Origin of the sequence: Williamsia herbipolensis (genome assembly GCF_036153515.1) — a bacterium.
Taxonomy (GTDB): domain Bacteria; phylum Actinomycetota; class Actinomycetes; order Mycobacteriales; family Mycobacteriaceae; genus Williamsia_A; species Williamsia_A herbipolensis.
Map to the genome: position 1 here is coordinate 2,927,687 of NZ_CP108021.1, position 13,319 is coordinate 2,941,005.

Here is a 13,319-nt window from a genome sequence, read left to right on the forward strand (position 1 = left end):
ACATCCCATGCGCGCCGCAACCCGCTCGTCTTCCGACCTCCGTCGGCCCGACACCACGCCGCGTCCCGGACTGCTCGGGCGGGTCGGTGGCTGGGGTACCGATCACCGCCGGCTGGTCTTCGGGCTGTGGCTCGCCGCGATCGTCGTCCTCGGTGCGTTCGCACCCTCGGTGTTCTCGTCGCTGGCCGGGGCGGGGTGGCAGGCGAACGGCTCGGAGTCGGTCGCCGTGCGCGAGCTGGCGCAGGAACACTTCGGCGGGAACTCCTCGGCCGCGGTGCAGATCGTCGTCCACTCGAACTCCTCCACCGTCTCCGAATCGAGCATGCAGGCGGTGTTCACCCAGATCGGTCGTGAGCTCGGATCAGACCCGCGCTTCGGTGAGATCGTCACGCCGCAGGCCGGTAGGACGATCAGCCGCGACGGGCACACCGGCATCCTCATCGCCGGCGCGAACGCGTCGACCGACGAGATGGTCACGGCCGTCGACGACCACAAGTCACCGCTGACGACGCTGTCCCGCAGCGGTATCGAGGTCTATCCCACCGGGGCGTCGGCACTGTGGGCGGACTTCAACAAGGCCAACCACGACGCGATGATCACAGCCGAGCTGTTCTCGTGGCCGGTGACGCTCGCGATCATGGTGCTGGCGTTCGGATCACTGGTCGCAGCCGGGCTTCCGCTGCTGCTGACCATCGCGGGACTCGTCGCATCCGCGGGCGGACTCGTGCTGCTCAACCACATCACGCCGATCTCGGTGTGGGCGATGAACTTCGCGATGATGTTCGCCCTCGCGCTCGGCATCGACTACGCGCTGTTCATCGTCTCGCGGTTCCGTGACGCGCTGACGCAGCGCGGCGATCGGCGTCAGGCCGTCGTCGACACCATGGACACCGCGGGCAAGGCCGTGGTCCTGTCGGGCCTCACCGTCCTCGTCAGCCTCTCGGCCGTCCTGCTCGTCCCGGCGCCGGCGGTGCGGACGATGGCGGTCGGGATCATGCTCGCGGTGGTCTTCGTCCTTCTCGCGACCCTGACCCTGCTGCCCACCGTGCTCGGTGCCCTCGGTCCGAGGGTCAACGCGGTGTCGTTGCCCTACGCGAAGAAGCAGGAGCACCGGTCGCCGGTGTTCCACCGCTGGGGGTCGCTGCTGCACGAGCACCCGTGGCCGTTCGCGGTCGTCTCCCTGGGGATCCTGGTGCTGCTGGCTCTGCCGGTGTTCGGGCTGAAGGTCGCGATGCCCTCGATCTCGGTGGTGCCGGAGGATGCCCCGGTGCGGCAGGGGTACGCGCTGGTGCAGCAGCAGTTCGGTCCGGGTGCTCCTGGCGCGCTGCAGATCATCTCCCCGGCCGCCGAGGCGCAGGCCGCAGCGACCACCGCATCGTCGAGCCCGGGTATCGCGATGGTCACCCCGCCGCAGCCCGCGCGCGACGGTTCGGGATATGCGCTCATGCAGGCGATCCCGACCGTGGACCCGTCGAACGCGCAGATGGGGTCGATCCTCGACACACTGCGCAACCGTCTCCCGGCCGACGCTCTCGTCGGCGGGGCACCCGCGGAGAACCTCGATCTGCAGACCGCACTGGACGACTACCTGCCCGTGATCGTCGGCGTCATCCTGATCATGGGGTTCCTGCTGTTGCTCGTCGCAATGCAGGCGCCGCTCATCGCCCTGATGGGAACCGTGGTCAGCCTGCTGTCCACCGGGGCGGCGTTCGGTGTCGCGAAGCTGATCTTCCAGGACGGACACGGGGCGTCGCTGCTCGGGTTCACGCCGCAGGGATTCCTCGACGGATGGGGTCCGGTGTTCTTCTTCCCGATGATCTTCGCCATCGCGATGGACTACACGGTGTTCCTGCTGGCCACGGCCAAGGAGCACTACGAGAAGAGCGGTGACCCGCACACCGCGCAGATCGACGGGATGGCCCACTCGGGGCGGGTGATCTTCGCGGCGGCCGCGGTGATGGTGGCGGTGTTCTTCAGCTTCGCTCTCGCCGATCCGCTCCCGCCGAAGGAGATGGGCATCATCCTGGGCGTGGCGGTGCTCCTCGATGCCGTCCTCATCCGCCTCATCCTGCTGCCGGTGTTGCTGCGACTGACCGGCCACGCCGGCTGGTGGTCACCCGCGTGGCTCCGGCGGGTCCTGCCGTCGATCAGCTTCGCCCACAACTGACCCCACCGTTCCCGAACAACGAAGGAGACACCCATGGAACCGGGACTGAGCACGACCCTCACCGACACCGACCTCGCCACCGCGAAGCAGAAGGTGACCGACGCCCTCGACGAGCAGGGCTTCGGGGTTCTCACCGAGATCGACGTGCAGGCGACGATGAAGAAGAAACTCGACGAGGACATGGAGACGTTCACCATCCTCGGTGCCTGCAATCCGCACATCGCCCACCGCGCACTCGGTGTCCGACCACAGATCGGGATGCTGTTGCCGTGCAACGTCGTCATCCGTGCCGACACGGCCGACGACACCGGTCGCACCCTGATCGTCGAGGCGATGAACCCCGACCTCATGGGATCGGTGACGGGGGAACAGGCGCTGACGCCCATCGCGGCGGAGGCGGGTGAGCTGCTGCGCAGGGCGATCGCGACGATCGCCGCCCCCTGATACCCCCGGGGCTATGCTGGGTGATCACCATCCGCGGCGAGGAGAAACTCATGATCGGCGACGACGACGCAATCGCGCAGGTGCTCAACCGGTTGCGGCGCGCACAGGGCCAACTCGGCGGGGTGATCGCGATGATCGAGGCCGGGCGTGACTGCAAGGACGTGGTGACCCAGCTCGCCGCGGTGTCGAAGGCCCTCGATCGGGCCGGCTTCAAGATCGTGGCCACCGGACTCCGTGAGTGCATGACCGACAACGCCGAGGGAGTGCGGGAACCGATGACCGAGGCCGAACTCGAGAAACTGTTCCTCGCGCTGGCGTAGATCATCACGCCCGACGTGATCGGGCGGTGACGGTCTCCGTCGGTGTCCGCGTCGCACCGCAGGTCATGGTCTGACCTAGGCTCGACCCATGACCGGGGCAGATTTCTATTCCGAACTGCGGGCCCTGCGTCTCGAGCGCGTGCTCGACGCCTCGGTGGAGATCATCACCGATCAGGGCTGGGACGCCCTGAGCATGACCGCGGTCGCGAAGCGCTCCGGGGTCCCGCGGCAGAGCCTCTACAAAGAGGTGGGTACCCGAGAAGAGCTCGGCAACGCGGTGGTGCACCGAGAGGTCGATCGCTTCCTGGAGCGCGTGTCGGCCGGCCTCGCGGCGCATCCCGATGACTTCGAGAAGGGTGTCTCGGCGGCCGTGCGGAATGTCCTGGAGCACGGTCGGTCGAATGCCGCTCTCGCAGCCGTCCTCCGGCCGGGCCACGACGCGGGCCTCCTCGCACTGCTCACCGTGAACCCCGACGCCGTACTGGGTCAGGCGACCGGCGCACTCCGATCGCTGTTGGGGGACACGGTGTCCGAGGCGCTCGTCGATTCCGTTGTGCGACTGACGATGAGCCACCTCCTGCAACCGACGGTGGACGTCGACGAAGCGGTCAGCCGCATCGACCGGGTGGTCCGCGGATTCGACTGACCGCTTCGTCGGCAGGTCCTTCGGCCTACAGGTCGAGGACCAGCTTCGACGACAGCGACCGCGACACGCACAGCATGACCGAGTCGCCGCGGTCGCGCTCCGCGCGTGTCAGCACGGAGTCGCGGTGGTCCGGGGTCCCGTCGAGGACCTCGGCCTGACAGGTGCCGCAGATGCCCTCCATGCACGACCCCATCACGTCGACACCGGCGTCGGCGACCGCCTCGAACATCGACGTCCCCGCAGGCACGGTGACCGTCACACCGGAGTCGACGCACTCGACCTCGAACGAGTCGAGCGCACCCTCGGGGGCGTCGATCGCCTTGGGGGCGAACCGTTCCAGGTGCAGGCTCTCGGCCGGCCAGACGGCGCACCTCTCCTCGACGGCGTCGAGGAGGACGTCGGGGCCGCAGCAGTAGACGAGCGTGTCGGGCCGGGGGTCGGCGAGAAGCGTGTCGAGGTCGAAGCGTGTGCCGCGTTCGTCCCTGGCCCACACCGTCACCCGGTCGTCACCCTCGAACTCGTCGAGGAACGCCATCGTCGACCGGGACTTGCCGACGTAGACCATCTCCCACTTCGCGCCGTGGGCTTCCGCGGCGGCGATCATGGTGCGGATCGGGGTGATACCGATACCGCCGGCGATGAACAGGTACCGCGGCGAGTCGACGAGAGCGAAGTGGTTGTCGGGACCCGTCACCCGGAGGGTCGTCCCCTCGGTGAGCTCGTCGTGGACGAAAGCCGACCCACCACGGCCGTCCGGTTCGCGGAGGACCGCGACCGTCCACGACGACCGGTCGGCGGGATCACCACACAGCGAGTAGTGCCGGGTCATGTCCGAACGGAGGTGGAGTTCGGCGTGCGCACCCGGAGCCCACTGCGGCAGGGGTTCTCCCGACGGGGCGGTGAGCGTCAGCTCGACGACACCGTCGGCCGCATCCCGTCGCCGGGAGACCTGGACGTCGAGCACCGTCCGCTCGACGCGTCCCTTGCGCTGCGGTCGTGCCGGAGCCGGCGCCGGCGTCTCCGCGGCTCGTGCCTGCTCGCCCCGGCGCCGTTCCTGGTGCATCGCGCGGTAGGTGCCGTGCTGTCGCCGCTGGGCGCCCTTGGGGGTGAGCTGGACCATCATCGAGCTGTAGCCGCGAACGAAATTCGACTGCACCCGTTCGGGTTCGGCGAGGACCTCGATGTCGTCGAAGCGCTCGAGCAGCTCCTCCCACAGGATCCGTAGCTGCAGCTCGGCCAGTCGGCTGCCCATGCAGCGGTGCGTGCCGATACCGAACGCCAGGTGGTGGCGCGCGTTGCGTCGGTCGACGATGAAGCTGTCGGGATCGGCGAACGTGCGCTCGTCCCGGTTGGCCGAGGCGTACCACATCACGACCTTGTCGCCCTTGCGGATGAACTGGCCGTTGAGGACGGTGTCGCGCGTGGCGATCCGGCGCATGTAGGCGAGCGGCGTCTGCCAGCGCAGCATCTCGTGGACCGCCTTCGACACCAGGCTCGGGTCGTCGCGCAGGCGGTCGAACTGCTCGGGGAACTGGTTGAGCGCGAGCAGGCCACCGGTCATGGAGTTGCGGGTGGTGTCGTTGCCGCCGATGACGAGCAGGACGATGTTGCCCAGGAATTCCATCGGGCGCTCGATGAGGTCCTTGGTGTCCTCGGACATCTGCATCAGCGTGATCAGGTCGTAGCCGGGCTTCTCGCCGGCGTTGCGACGCGCGGCCTTGTCGTGCCACAGGTCGCTGAAGCTCTTGGCGGCCTCGGCCGCGGCCCGGTACGCCGCATCGGTGTCGGTGGAGCCGCCGGTGGCCGACGCGCTGGCGGCCACCAGATCGGTCCACTCGACCAGCTTGCGCCGTTCCTCGTAGGGGAAGTCGAGCAGCGTCGCGAGCATCCGGGAGGTCAGTTCGATGCTGACCCGATCGACCCAGTCGAAGGGTTCGTCCACGGGGAGTTCGTCGAGGACCTCTGCGACCCGCTCGCGGATGAGGCTCTCCATCTCCTCGAGGTTCTGCGGGGCGACGACTCCCTGGACCGCGCCGCGCTGCTGATCGTGTCGCGGGGGGTCCATGGCGATGAACATCTCGATGTCGAGCCCCTCCGGCGGTGTGCCGAGGATGATCTGCGGTTCGGCGGAGAAGGTCTCGAAGTCCTTGTCGACGGTGACGATGTCGTCGTAGCGGGTCACCGACCAGAACGGGCCGAACTTGCTGTCGCCGCGATAGTGCACCGGGGCTTCATCCCGCAGCCGTCGGAAGTAGGCCTCCCACTGCCCCTGGCGCCAGAGGAACGGGTCGCTGACATCGATGTCGGTGAGATCGAGGTCGTCGACGTCGGGGATCGCGGACTCGGTGAATCGCGGTTGATCGTCGCCGATCAAGCGGCTCTTCGTGTGCTGAAAGAGATGGAGCGCCTGGATCTGGCGCTGCATCGGCACCACTGCCTGGGCTTTGGTGATCACCTGGTCGAGTACGCGCATGACGACAACCGCCTTCACTGAGTTCCATGTCGGAGTGACATTAATGAACTATACGTCCCCAGTGATGACAATGTGGGCACTTTTGTCGCATCCCTCGGTGGTGCTCGGCGCGAGCTATGAAGCGGCCGCGTTGTGACGCGGTCGTCACGGCAGGGTAGGCGCGAAGCGAGGACACTGGGGAGAGTTCGTCCAGCTCGGGGCGAGTGACACCAACCATCGCGGTGCTCGCCACCGCCTGTCACGCCAGGAGCTGCACATGCCCGACGCCGAACCCGCTCGTTTCCCCGACTCCGATCTCGAGACCGGTGGGAGTGTCGACCCCGGCGCCACCCCGCCCGCAGACGCGTCGACCTCGATGGCCTCCGACGCACGGCAGGCGACGCCACGACGCTTCTCTCCCACCACCATCGTGGTCGGGGTCATCACGACGATCGTGATCATCGTCGCGATCGCCGGGCTCATCGCCGTGATCGTGGATTCGACCCAGTACTTCTGATCTCCCGAACCGGGATCAGGTCTGCTCGGCCTCGATGATGCTCTTGATCCTCGCGAGGGTCGCCGGGATGCCGGAGTGAGCGGCGTCGACGCGATCGGTGATCTGCGCCTGCGCCTCGTCGCCGTACTTCTCGTGGAAGAAGGCGATGCCGTCGTCGCGGAACTGCCAGGTCTCGGTGAGTCGGGTCCCGTCGCCCGCGGGCTCGAGGGTGAAGCCCCAGCGCGCGTACTTCCCGCCGACCAGCCACGCGAATTCGCGACCGGGCTCGGCGGCCACCACGACCGATCGCGTCTCCCAGGTGCGTGACGGCTTCTCGTTGCGTCCGGTGAACCAGGCGTCGACCCGCGGACCGTCCGGACCCGGCTCGTCGCCGCTGTCCCACCAGCAGGCGGTGCAGATGGGGCTCCACTCCCCGGTCCGCGTCACGTCGGACACCACGCGGTAGACGGTGTCGGGGGTGGCGTCGATGTCGATCGATTCCGCGTGCTCGTAGCTCATGTGACCCAACCTAACGAACGACGCACGGGGCTCGCTCAGACGACCACTCCGCCCACGAGCCGTCCGATCGCGTAGGTCACCACCATGGCGATGACGCCGCCGACCGTGACCCGCAGGACCGCGCGCGAGCGATGCGCGTCGCCGATCGTCGCGCTGATGAACCCGGCCAGTGCGAGGGCCGCGGCCACCACGAGGAAGGTGACCGGGATCCGCAGGTGCGCAGGCGTCAAGAGGATGGCGAGCAGCGGCAGCACCGCGCCGGTGGTGAACGAGATGGCCGAGGAGATCGCGGCCTGCCAGGGGCTGGTCAGATCATCGGGGTCGATACCCAGCTCGGCGTCGACGTGCGCGGCGAAGGCGTCGTTCTCGGTGAGCTCGGTGGCGACCTGCCACGCGGTCTCGGTCGAGAGGCCCTTCGCCTCGTAGATCGCGGCGAGCTCCTCGAGTTCCTCCTCCGGCTGCTCGGCGAGTTCGTCTCGCTCCTTGTCCAGCAGTGCCTTCTCCGTGTCGCGCTGGGTGCTCACCGATACGTACTCGCCGAGCGCCATCGACACCGCGCCCGCGGCCAGGCCCGCCACACCGGCGGTGAAGATGGGCTCCCGCTCGGCGGTCGCGGCGGCGACACCGATGACGATGCCTGCGGTGGAGACGATTCCGTCGTTCGCGCCGAGCACCCCGGCGCGCAACCAGTTGAGTTTGCCGCCGGTCCCCGATGCATGGGGTTCGGCGCTGTGCTGGATCGGTTCGGTCTCGGACATGGCCACCATGAAACATGGTCGGCACCAGCCCGTCCAGGCAGATGAGGCTGTCCTGACCTGCGTGGATGAGATGCAGCACATCACCAGTGCCACCACGGCGCGGCACATCGGTCTACGGTGGAGTTGTTGCTCCTGCAGTCAGTCGGGTCGACTGAACCACAGCACATTCACCTGCCACCGGTCCCGAGGGTCCCGTGGCGGATCCACGCACGGCAGCAATGGATCTCAGATCTCATCTGGTCAGCGCTGCGGTGCGTCACCGCGCGGCCGTCCTTGGCGACTGCCGACCGGTGAGATGCCCCAGGAGGGCCATATGTCCAGACGTATCACCACTTTTCGCGCACTCCATGATCTCGGTGCAGCCGCATGGTTCGGCGGATCGCTGATGGGCGCGGTCGGGGTCAACGGCGCCGCTGCCGCGGTCCGCGATCCCCAGGATCGCGCTCGGGTCGCCGCCGTCGGTTGGGCCGGCTGGTCGCCGGTCAACGCCGCCGCCATCGCCGCGCACGCCGTGGGCGGCGCCGTCGTGCTCTACGACAACCGCGGCCGCGCCGCACACCAGACCGGTGTGCGCGCGAACACAGTCGCCAAGCTCGCCGTCACCGGTGCGGCCGTCGCGGCCACGGTCTACAGCGGCCTGCTGGGCGCCAAGACCGCGACCGGCGACGGCTCTCCCGTACGGGGTGCCACCGAGCCCGCACCGACGACGCCGCCCGACGTCGCCGCAGCCCAGAAACAGCTCCGCTACCTGCAGTGGGCGTTGCCGGTACTGACCGGGACGATCGTGGTCCTCGGTGCCCAGCAGGGCGAGCAACAGCGACCGGCGCAGATCGTGTCCGGGCTCGCCGACGGCGTGGCCCGACGAATCGGCCGCTGAGACACATCGCCGTACTCCCACGGGAGTACGGCGATGTCGTTCGTCCGCGGTACGAGACCGCCGGCGCGCGCCTTCGGGTGACCTCAGTCGGCGACGTGCACCACGGTCTTGCCGAAGCTGCGACCCGCCAGCATGTCGCGGAACGCGTCGAGGGTGTTGTCGAAGCCGTCGACCACGTGCTCGAGGTATTTCAGTGAACCGTCGGCAACCCACTGCGACGCCTCGCTCAGGAACGTCTCCTGTTGCTCGGCGGCGAACTCGGTCTGGATGAAGCCGCGCACGGTGAGGCTGCTGCGGAGGATGACGCCCATGAGTGCACCGCTGCGGTCGGGACCCTCCGGCAGCGACGTCAGGTTGTAGTTGGCGACCAACCCGCACACCGGGATCCGGCCGTAGGTGTTCATGCGCGGGAGGACGGCGTCGAACACCTTGCCGCCCACGTTCTCGAAGTAGACGTCGATGCCGTCGCCGGTCGCCGCCGCCAGCTGCTCGGCGAGATCATCGGCGCGATGGTCGATCGCGGCGTCGAAGCCCAACTCGTCGCGCAGGTACGCGACCTTGTCGGGTCCACCCGCGATACCGACGGCGCGGGCGCCCTTGATCTTCGCGATCTGACCGACCGCGGAACCCACGGGACCGGTGGCCGCGGCGACGACGACGGTCTCGCCGGGCTGCGGGCGGCCGATGGTCAGCAGGCCCGAGTAGGCGGTGAAGCCGGGCATGCCGAGGACACCGAGGGCGGTGGTGTGCGGGACCGCTGAGTCCGCGTCGAGCTTGCGGAGGTGCGTGGTCGACTCGACCGAATGGGTCTGCCACCCGCCGTAGCCGAGCACGACGTCACCCTCGGCGAATCCGGGGTCGCGCGATGCCAACACCCGCGAGACGGTCGCGCCGACCATCGGGGCGTCGATCTCGACCGGCGGTGCGTACGACTTCGCCGAGCTCATCCGACCGCGCATGTAGGGGTCGAGAGACAGGTCGAGCGTCTGCAGCAACACCTGGCCCTCACGCGGTTCCGGGAGGGAGAACTCCTCGAATCGGACGTCGGAGTCCTGTGGCTCGCCGTGGGGGCGGGCGGCGAGGACGATGCGTCGGGCGGACTGCGGCGAGGTCATGACGGTGGAGCTCCTTGAGATTTCGTGGACAAAACTGCTGTGTGGCGCAACGACCCCACCCCGCGCGTTGTTCCGACCCCCTTCGCAGCCGGGTCGCAGCGACCTCCCAGGTTCGGCTCCGATGCTGGTCATCACACCGGCGAGAGGACCGACGAGCGGTCGCCGCGAGATGCGAAGGAGTCAGCCGTGAACACACCCCAACGCGGGATCCGACGAGCACGATGGGCCGCCGGCGCTCTCGCGGCGAGCGCACTCGCCGCCGTCGGGATCACCTCGGGCCTGGCCTACGCCGACACCGGTTCGACCGACACCTCGACCTCCACGACGTCCACCACGACCTCGACGGGGTCGACCTCCACCGGGACCACCGATTCGACCGGAACCGACTCGAGCGGGTCGGATTCCTCCGGCGCCTCGTCCTATGGCACCGCGCCCACCGTGACCGCCGGCTCGGGCGACACCCACGGCCAGACGAGCGGGTCCTGACATGACACACCCCCGTTCGGTTCCCCCCGAGACGACCACGACCTGGCAGGTGTGGGGACTCGAGGCCTCGCTGGTCGTCACCGACCCCGATCGTCTCGTGGAGGCGCGCGCCGTCGTCGATTCCGTTCTCGCCGACGTCGACGCCGCCTGCAGTCGCTTCCGTCCCGACGCCGAGCTGTACGGACGGTCGATCCGGCGTGGGCGCCCCACGCGGATCACCCCTGTCCTGGCGACCCTCGTCGACGCCGCGCTCGACGCCGCCCGTGCCTCCGGCGGCGCCGTCGACCCCACCATCGGTCGACGACTCGTCGCGTTGGGATACGACCGCGACTTCGCCGATGTCGTCGCCGACCGCGCGAGCGGCCTGACCGCGGGACCCAGCGTCGCCGTGCACGAGGCCGATCACACGATGATCCGTCGCCACGCCGACACCCTCACCGTCCCCGAGGGCGTGCTCCTCGATCTCGGGGCGACCGCCAAGGCGGTGGCCGCCGACCTCGCCGCCGAGGTCATCGCCGACGAGATCGGTTGCGGCGCCATGGTCAACCTCGGAGGCGACATCTGCGCTCGCGGGGACGCCCCCTCCGGAGGCTGGCAGATCCTGGTCCAGGACGTCCCCGCCGACGGGCGGACCGAACCCGCGGCACAGATCGGACTCGTCGGTGACTGCGCGGTGGCCACCTCCAGCACGCTGCGCCGACAGTGGACCCACAAGGGCCGCAGCGTGCACCACATCATCGATCCCCGCACGGGTGAGCCGGCCGCACGGCACTGGCGCACGGTGACCGCGGTCGCCCGCCGGTGCATCGACGCCAACACGCTGACCACGGGCGCCATCGTGAAAGGCGCTGCGGGACAGCCATGGATCGAGTCCACCGGGCTGCCCGCCCGTCTGGTCGCTGCCGACGGGACCGTTGTCGGGTTGGGCGGCTGGCCGCAGGATGCGGAGATGGCGGCGTGAGCGACGAGGCCCTCTGGGCGCTGGGCCGCGGCACCGGCATCACCGCTCTCATGATGCTGACGGTGTCGATGGTGCTCGGCATCGCGACACGGTCGGGGCGTGGGGTCGCGGGACTGCCGCGTTTCGGTGTGGTGTCACTGCACCAGTTCGCCTCTCTCTCGGCGACATTGCTCATCGCGGTGCACGTCACGACACTCGTCGTCGATCCGTACGCGCAGCTCGACCTCGTCGACGTGGTCGTCCCGTTCGGCGGCGGCTACGAGTGGTTCTGGGTGGGCCTGGGCACGCTGACTCTGGACCTTGTGGTCGTGGTGGTGCTCAGCGCACTCCTCCGACATCGCATCGGGCAGAGAGCATTTCGTACCGTCCACTGGGCCGCCTACGGACTGTGGCCCATCGCGGTCGCGCACGGGCTCGGTGCGGGCAGTGACAGCGGCGCCCCGTGGATGTGGGCCATCACCGCGTGCTGCGTCGTCGCCGTGCTCATCGCCGTCGGCATCCGACTGCACCCCCGTTTCACCGAGTTCTCCCGATCACGAGAGGTGGCGACCGCATGACCGCGATCACCGAACCCCGCCCGTCGCGGCACCGCGCCACGGCGCCCGACCATCCCGCCGACCGACTGCTCACCGGTGCCGGCGGCTCGCTGCGGCGGCATCACGAGATCTACGGGGCGAGGGCCCGTCGCGGTCGCGACCTCATCGACCTGATCGCGGCGGCAGGGCTCACGGGTCGCGGCGGCGCGGCCTTCCCGGTCGCCCGCAAGATCGAGGCCACCGCGGACGCGGCACGACGACGCAACCGACCGTTCGTCGTCGCCAACGGCGCCGAGGGTGAGCCGCTCAGCGGCAAGGACGCCGTCCTGCTCCGACAGTCACCGCATCTGGTGCTCGACGGTCTCGCCGCAGTGGCCGAGGCCGTGGGCGCACAGGCTGCCCACCTCTGCGTGCCCGCGCACCGCGTCGACGAGCTCGCCTCGCTCGTCGCCGAGCGCGCCGCGTCGGGATGGGATCGCACCCCCGTGACGGTGACCGCGACCGCGGGGCGGTTCGTCGACGGCGAGACCACCGCCATCGTCGACCTGCTCTCCGGCGGGCCGGGACTGCCCCGCAACCGGGTGGTCCCGAGCGCTGTGCGCGGCGTCGGCGGCCGACCCACGTTGGTCCAGAACGTCGAGACGCTCGCCCACGTCGCGCTCATCTCCCGCAACGGCGCCGCGTGGTTCCGGGGCCGCGGCACCGCCGCCGAACCCGGTACCGCTCTGGTCACCCTGTCCGGCCGCAGAGGCCTCGACGGCGTCGTCGAGACCGACCTCGGGACCCCGCTGGCGGTGGTGCTCCGACGCATCTCGGTCGACCCGACCGATCTCCGCGCGGTCCTCGTCGGGGGCTTCCACGGCACGTGGGTCGACGGACGAGCGGTCCCGCGGCTGGCCCTGTCGGCACGGTCGCTGTCGGAGGTCGGGGCGAGTCCCGGTGCCGGCGTGTTCTCGTACCTGATGCGCGGCGAGCGCGGTCTGCCCGTCGTCGCCGAGATCGTCGGCCACCTCGCGCGGGAGAGTGCGGGCCAGTGCGGTCCGTGCCGGTTCGGGATGCCCGCGCTGGCCGAGGCGATGGCGGCCGTGGCCGCCGGTGCGGGAGCCCAGGCCGCACACCGCGCGGTCACCCTCGCCGACACCATCGACGGACGCGGCGCGTGCAGCCATCCCGACGGCACCGCCCACATGGTGCGCTCGGCGCTCGCGGTGTTCGCCGACGAGGTCGCGGCGGGACAGCTCCGATGACCGCGCTCCACATCGACTGGACCGCCTGCGACGGCCGCGGCCTGTGCGCCGAACTGGTGCCCGAGGTGTTCGACCGCGACGAATGGGGATACCCGGTGAGCCGCGACGGCCGACGCCGACCCGAGGTGCCGCACGACGCCACCGGCCGGGCACGGCGGGCGGTCCGGGCCTGCCCGCGACTGGCGTTGACGCTGGTCGAGACCGAGGCCCGAGCCGATGCCGAGGCAACCCCGCCGGGTCACTGATCTGCATCGACACGGCCCAGGGGGCTGCGGACGGCGCCCGAGGTCGGCAC

15 protein-coding genes are annotated in these 13,319 nt (G+C 69.6%); 11 read left to right on the forward strand and 4 right to left on the reverse strand.

Annotation, left to right across the window (positions count from 1 at the left end):
- Positions 1 to 7 precede the first annotated feature (7 nt).
- The 4 genes from OG579_RS13240 (at position 8) to OG579_RS13255 (ending at position 3,577) form a co-directional block, all read left to right on the forward strand.
- Positions 8 to 2,167 (forward strand): MMPL family transporter, encoded by a 2,160-nt coding sequence (locus OG579_RS13240; RefSeq protein WP_328856298.1) that lies wholly within the window; start codon positions 8 to 10, stop codon positions 2,165 to 2,167.
- Between the two features lie 33 nt (positions 2,168 to 2,200).
- The gene (locus OG579_RS13245) at positions 2,201 to 2,611 is read left to right on the forward strand and encodes a DUF302 domain-containing protein (protein WP_328856299.1); all 411 of its coding nucleotides are present in this window, start codon (positions 2,201 to 2,203) and stop codon (positions 2,609 to 2,611) included.
- Between the two features lie 50 nt (positions 2,612 to 2,661).
- Positions 2,662 to 2,931, forward strand: a complete 270-nt coding sequence (locus OG579_RS13250) for a metal-sensitive transcriptional regulator (RefSeq protein WP_045821135.1) — start codon at positions 2,662 to 2,664, stop codon at positions 2,929 to 2,931.
- Positions 2,932 to 3,019: 88 nt separating this feature from the next.
- Positions 3,020 to 3,577, forward strand: coding sequence for a TetR family transcriptional regulator (locus tag OG579_RS13255; RefSeq protein WP_328856300.1), 558 nt, complete (start codon positions 3,020 to 3,022; stop codon positions 3,575 to 3,577).
- Positions 3,578 to 3,602: 25 nt separating this feature from the next.
- Here the strand turns inward: OG579_RS13255 and OG579_RS13260 are convergent, their stop codons facing one another.
- Positions 3,603 to 6,050 carry a cytochrome P450/oxidoreductase gene (locus tag OG579_RS13260; RefSeq protein WP_328856301.1) on the reverse strand — a complete coding sequence of 816 codons (2,448 nt, stop codon included), beginning with the start codon at positions 6,048 to 6,050 and terminating at the stop codon, positions 3,603 to 3,605.
- A 256-nt stretch (positions 6,051 to 6,306) separates the two neighbouring features.
- On the opposite strand from OG579_RS13260, the gene OG579_RS13265 reads away from it, so the two are divergent.
- On the forward strand, positions 6,307 to 6,546 hold the full coding sequence (locus tag OG579_RS13265; RefSeq protein WP_045821058.1) for a DUF6480 family protein: 240 nt from the start codon (positions 6,307 to 6,309) through the stop codon (positions 6,544 to 6,546).
- 15 nt (positions 6,547 to 6,561) lie between these two features.
- Here the strand turns inward: OG579_RS13265 and OG579_RS13270 are convergent, their stop codons facing one another.
- Together OG579_RS13270 and OG579_RS13275 are read right to left on the reverse strand one after the other, a co-directional pair.
- On the reverse strand, positions 6,562 to 7,044 hold the full coding sequence (locus OG579_RS13270) for an SRPBCC family protein (protein WP_328856302.1): 483 nt from the start codon (positions 7,042 to 7,044) through the stop codon (positions 6,562 to 6,564).
- A gap of 35 nt (positions 7,045 to 7,079) precedes the next feature.
- Positions 7,080 to 7,802: a VIT1/CCC1 transporter family protein gene (locus OG579_RS13275; RefSeq protein ID WP_150116331.1), complete on the reverse strand. Its 723-nt coding sequence runs from the start codon at positions 7,800 to 7,802 to the stop codon at positions 7,080 to 7,082.
- A 313-nt stretch (positions 7,803 to 8,115) separates the two neighbouring features.
- Between OG579_RS13275 and OG579_RS13280 the strand changes: the two genes are divergently transcribed.
- Complete coding sequence (locus tag OG579_RS13280; protein ID WP_045821061.1) at positions 8,116 to 8,679, forward strand: hypothetical protein; 564 nt, start codon at positions 8,116 to 8,118, stop codon at positions 8,677 to 8,679.
- A gap of 83 nt (positions 8,680 to 8,762) precedes the next feature.
- Here the strand turns inward: OG579_RS13280 and OG579_RS13285 are convergent, their stop codons facing one another.
- On the reverse strand, positions 8,763 to 9,794 hold the full coding sequence (locus OG579_RS13285; RefSeq protein ID WP_328856303.1) for an NADP-dependent oxidoreductase: 1,032 nt from the start codon (positions 9,792 to 9,794) through the stop codon (positions 8,763 to 8,765).
- A 186-nt stretch (positions 9,795 to 9,980) separates the two neighbouring features.
- On the opposite strand from OG579_RS13285, the gene OG579_RS13290 reads away from it, so the two are divergent.
- The 5 genes from OG579_RS13290 to OG579_RS13310 are packed head-to-tail and all read left to right on the forward strand — an operon-like array spanning position 9,981 to position 13,269.
- Entirely contained in the window at positions 9,981 to 10,280 is a 300-nt protein-coding gene (locus OG579_RS13290; RefSeq protein ID WP_052688590.1) for a hypothetical protein, read from the forward strand.
- A 1-nt stretch (position 10,281) separates the two neighbouring features.
- Entirely contained in the window at positions 10,282 to 11,241 is a 960-nt protein-coding gene (locus tag OG579_RS13295) for an FAD:protein FMN transferase (RefSeq protein ID WP_328856304.1), read from the forward strand.
- A complete protein-coding gene (locus OG579_RS13300; RefSeq protein ID WP_328856305.1) occupies positions 11,238 to 11,798 on the forward strand; it encodes an iron reductase in 561 nt (186 codons plus the stop codon). The genes OG579_RS13295 and OG579_RS13300 overlap by 4 nt, the downstream gene beginning before the upstream one ends.
- Entirely contained in the window at positions 11,795 to 13,024 is a 1,230-nt protein-coding gene (locus OG579_RS13305) for an NADH-ubiquinone oxidoreductase-F iron-sulfur binding region domain-containing protein (protein WP_328856306.1), read from the forward strand. The genes OG579_RS13300 and OG579_RS13305 overlap by 4 nt, the downstream gene beginning before the upstream one ends.
- On the forward strand, positions 13,021 to 13,269 hold the full coding sequence (locus OG579_RS13310; protein ID WP_328856307.1) for a ferredoxin: 249 nt from the start codon (positions 13,021 to 13,023) through the stop codon (positions 13,267 to 13,269). Before OG579_RS13305 ends, OG579_RS13310 begins: the two co-directional genes overlap by 4 nt.
- Positions 13,270 to 13,319 lie beyond the last annotated feature (50 nt).

Coding starts and splice junctions, on each gene's coding strand:
- OG579_RS13255 (WP_328856300.1), top strand. CDS start 3,020: ATGACCGGGGCAGATTTCTATTCCGAACTGCGGGCCCTGCGTCTCGAG.
- OG579_RS13275 (WP_150116331.1), bottom strand. CDS start 7,802: ATGTCCGAGACCGAACCGATCCAGCACAGCGCCGAACCCCATGCATCG.
- OG579_RS13280 (WP_045821061.1), top strand. CDS start 8,116: ATGTCCAGACGTATCACCACTTTTCGCGCACTCCATGATCTCGGTGCA.
- OG579_RS13305 (WP_328856306.1), top strand. CDS start 11,795: ATGACCGCGATCACCGAACCCCGCCCGTCGCGGCACCGCGCCACGGCG.
- OG579_RS13270 (WP_328856302.1), bottom strand. CDS start 7,044: ATGAGCTACGAGCACGCGGAATCGATCGACATCGACGCCACCCCCGAC.
- OG579_RS13295 (WP_328856304.1), top strand. CDS start 10,282: ATGACACACCCCCGTTCGGTTCCCCCCGAGACGACCACGACCTGGCAG.
- OG579_RS13250 (WP_045821135.1), top strand. CDS start 2,662: ATGATCGGCGACGACGACGCAATCGCGCAGGTGCTCAACCGGTTGCGG.
- OG579_RS13240 (WP_328856298.1), top strand. CDS start 8: ATGCGCGCCGCAACCCGCTCGTCTTCCGACCTCCGTCGGCCCGACACC.
- OG579_RS13265 (WP_045821058.1), top strand. CDS start 6,307: ATGCCCGACGCCGAACCCGCTCGTTTCCCCGACTCCGATCTCGAGACC.
- OG579_RS13245 (WP_328856299.1), top strand. CDS start 2,201: ATGGAACCGGGACTGAGCACGACCCTCACCGACACCGACCTCGCCACC.
- OG579_RS13285 (WP_328856303.1), bottom strand. CDS start 9,794: ATGACCTCGCCGCAGTCCGCCCGACGCATCGTCCTCGCCGCCCGCCCC.
- OG579_RS13310 (WP_328856307.1), top strand. CDS start 13,021: ATGACCGCGCTCCACATCGACTGGACCGCCTGCGACGGCCGCGGCCTG.
- OG579_RS13260 (WP_328856301.1), bottom strand. CDS start 6,050: ATGCGCGTACTCGACCAGGTGATCACCAAAGCCCAGGCAGTGGTGCCG.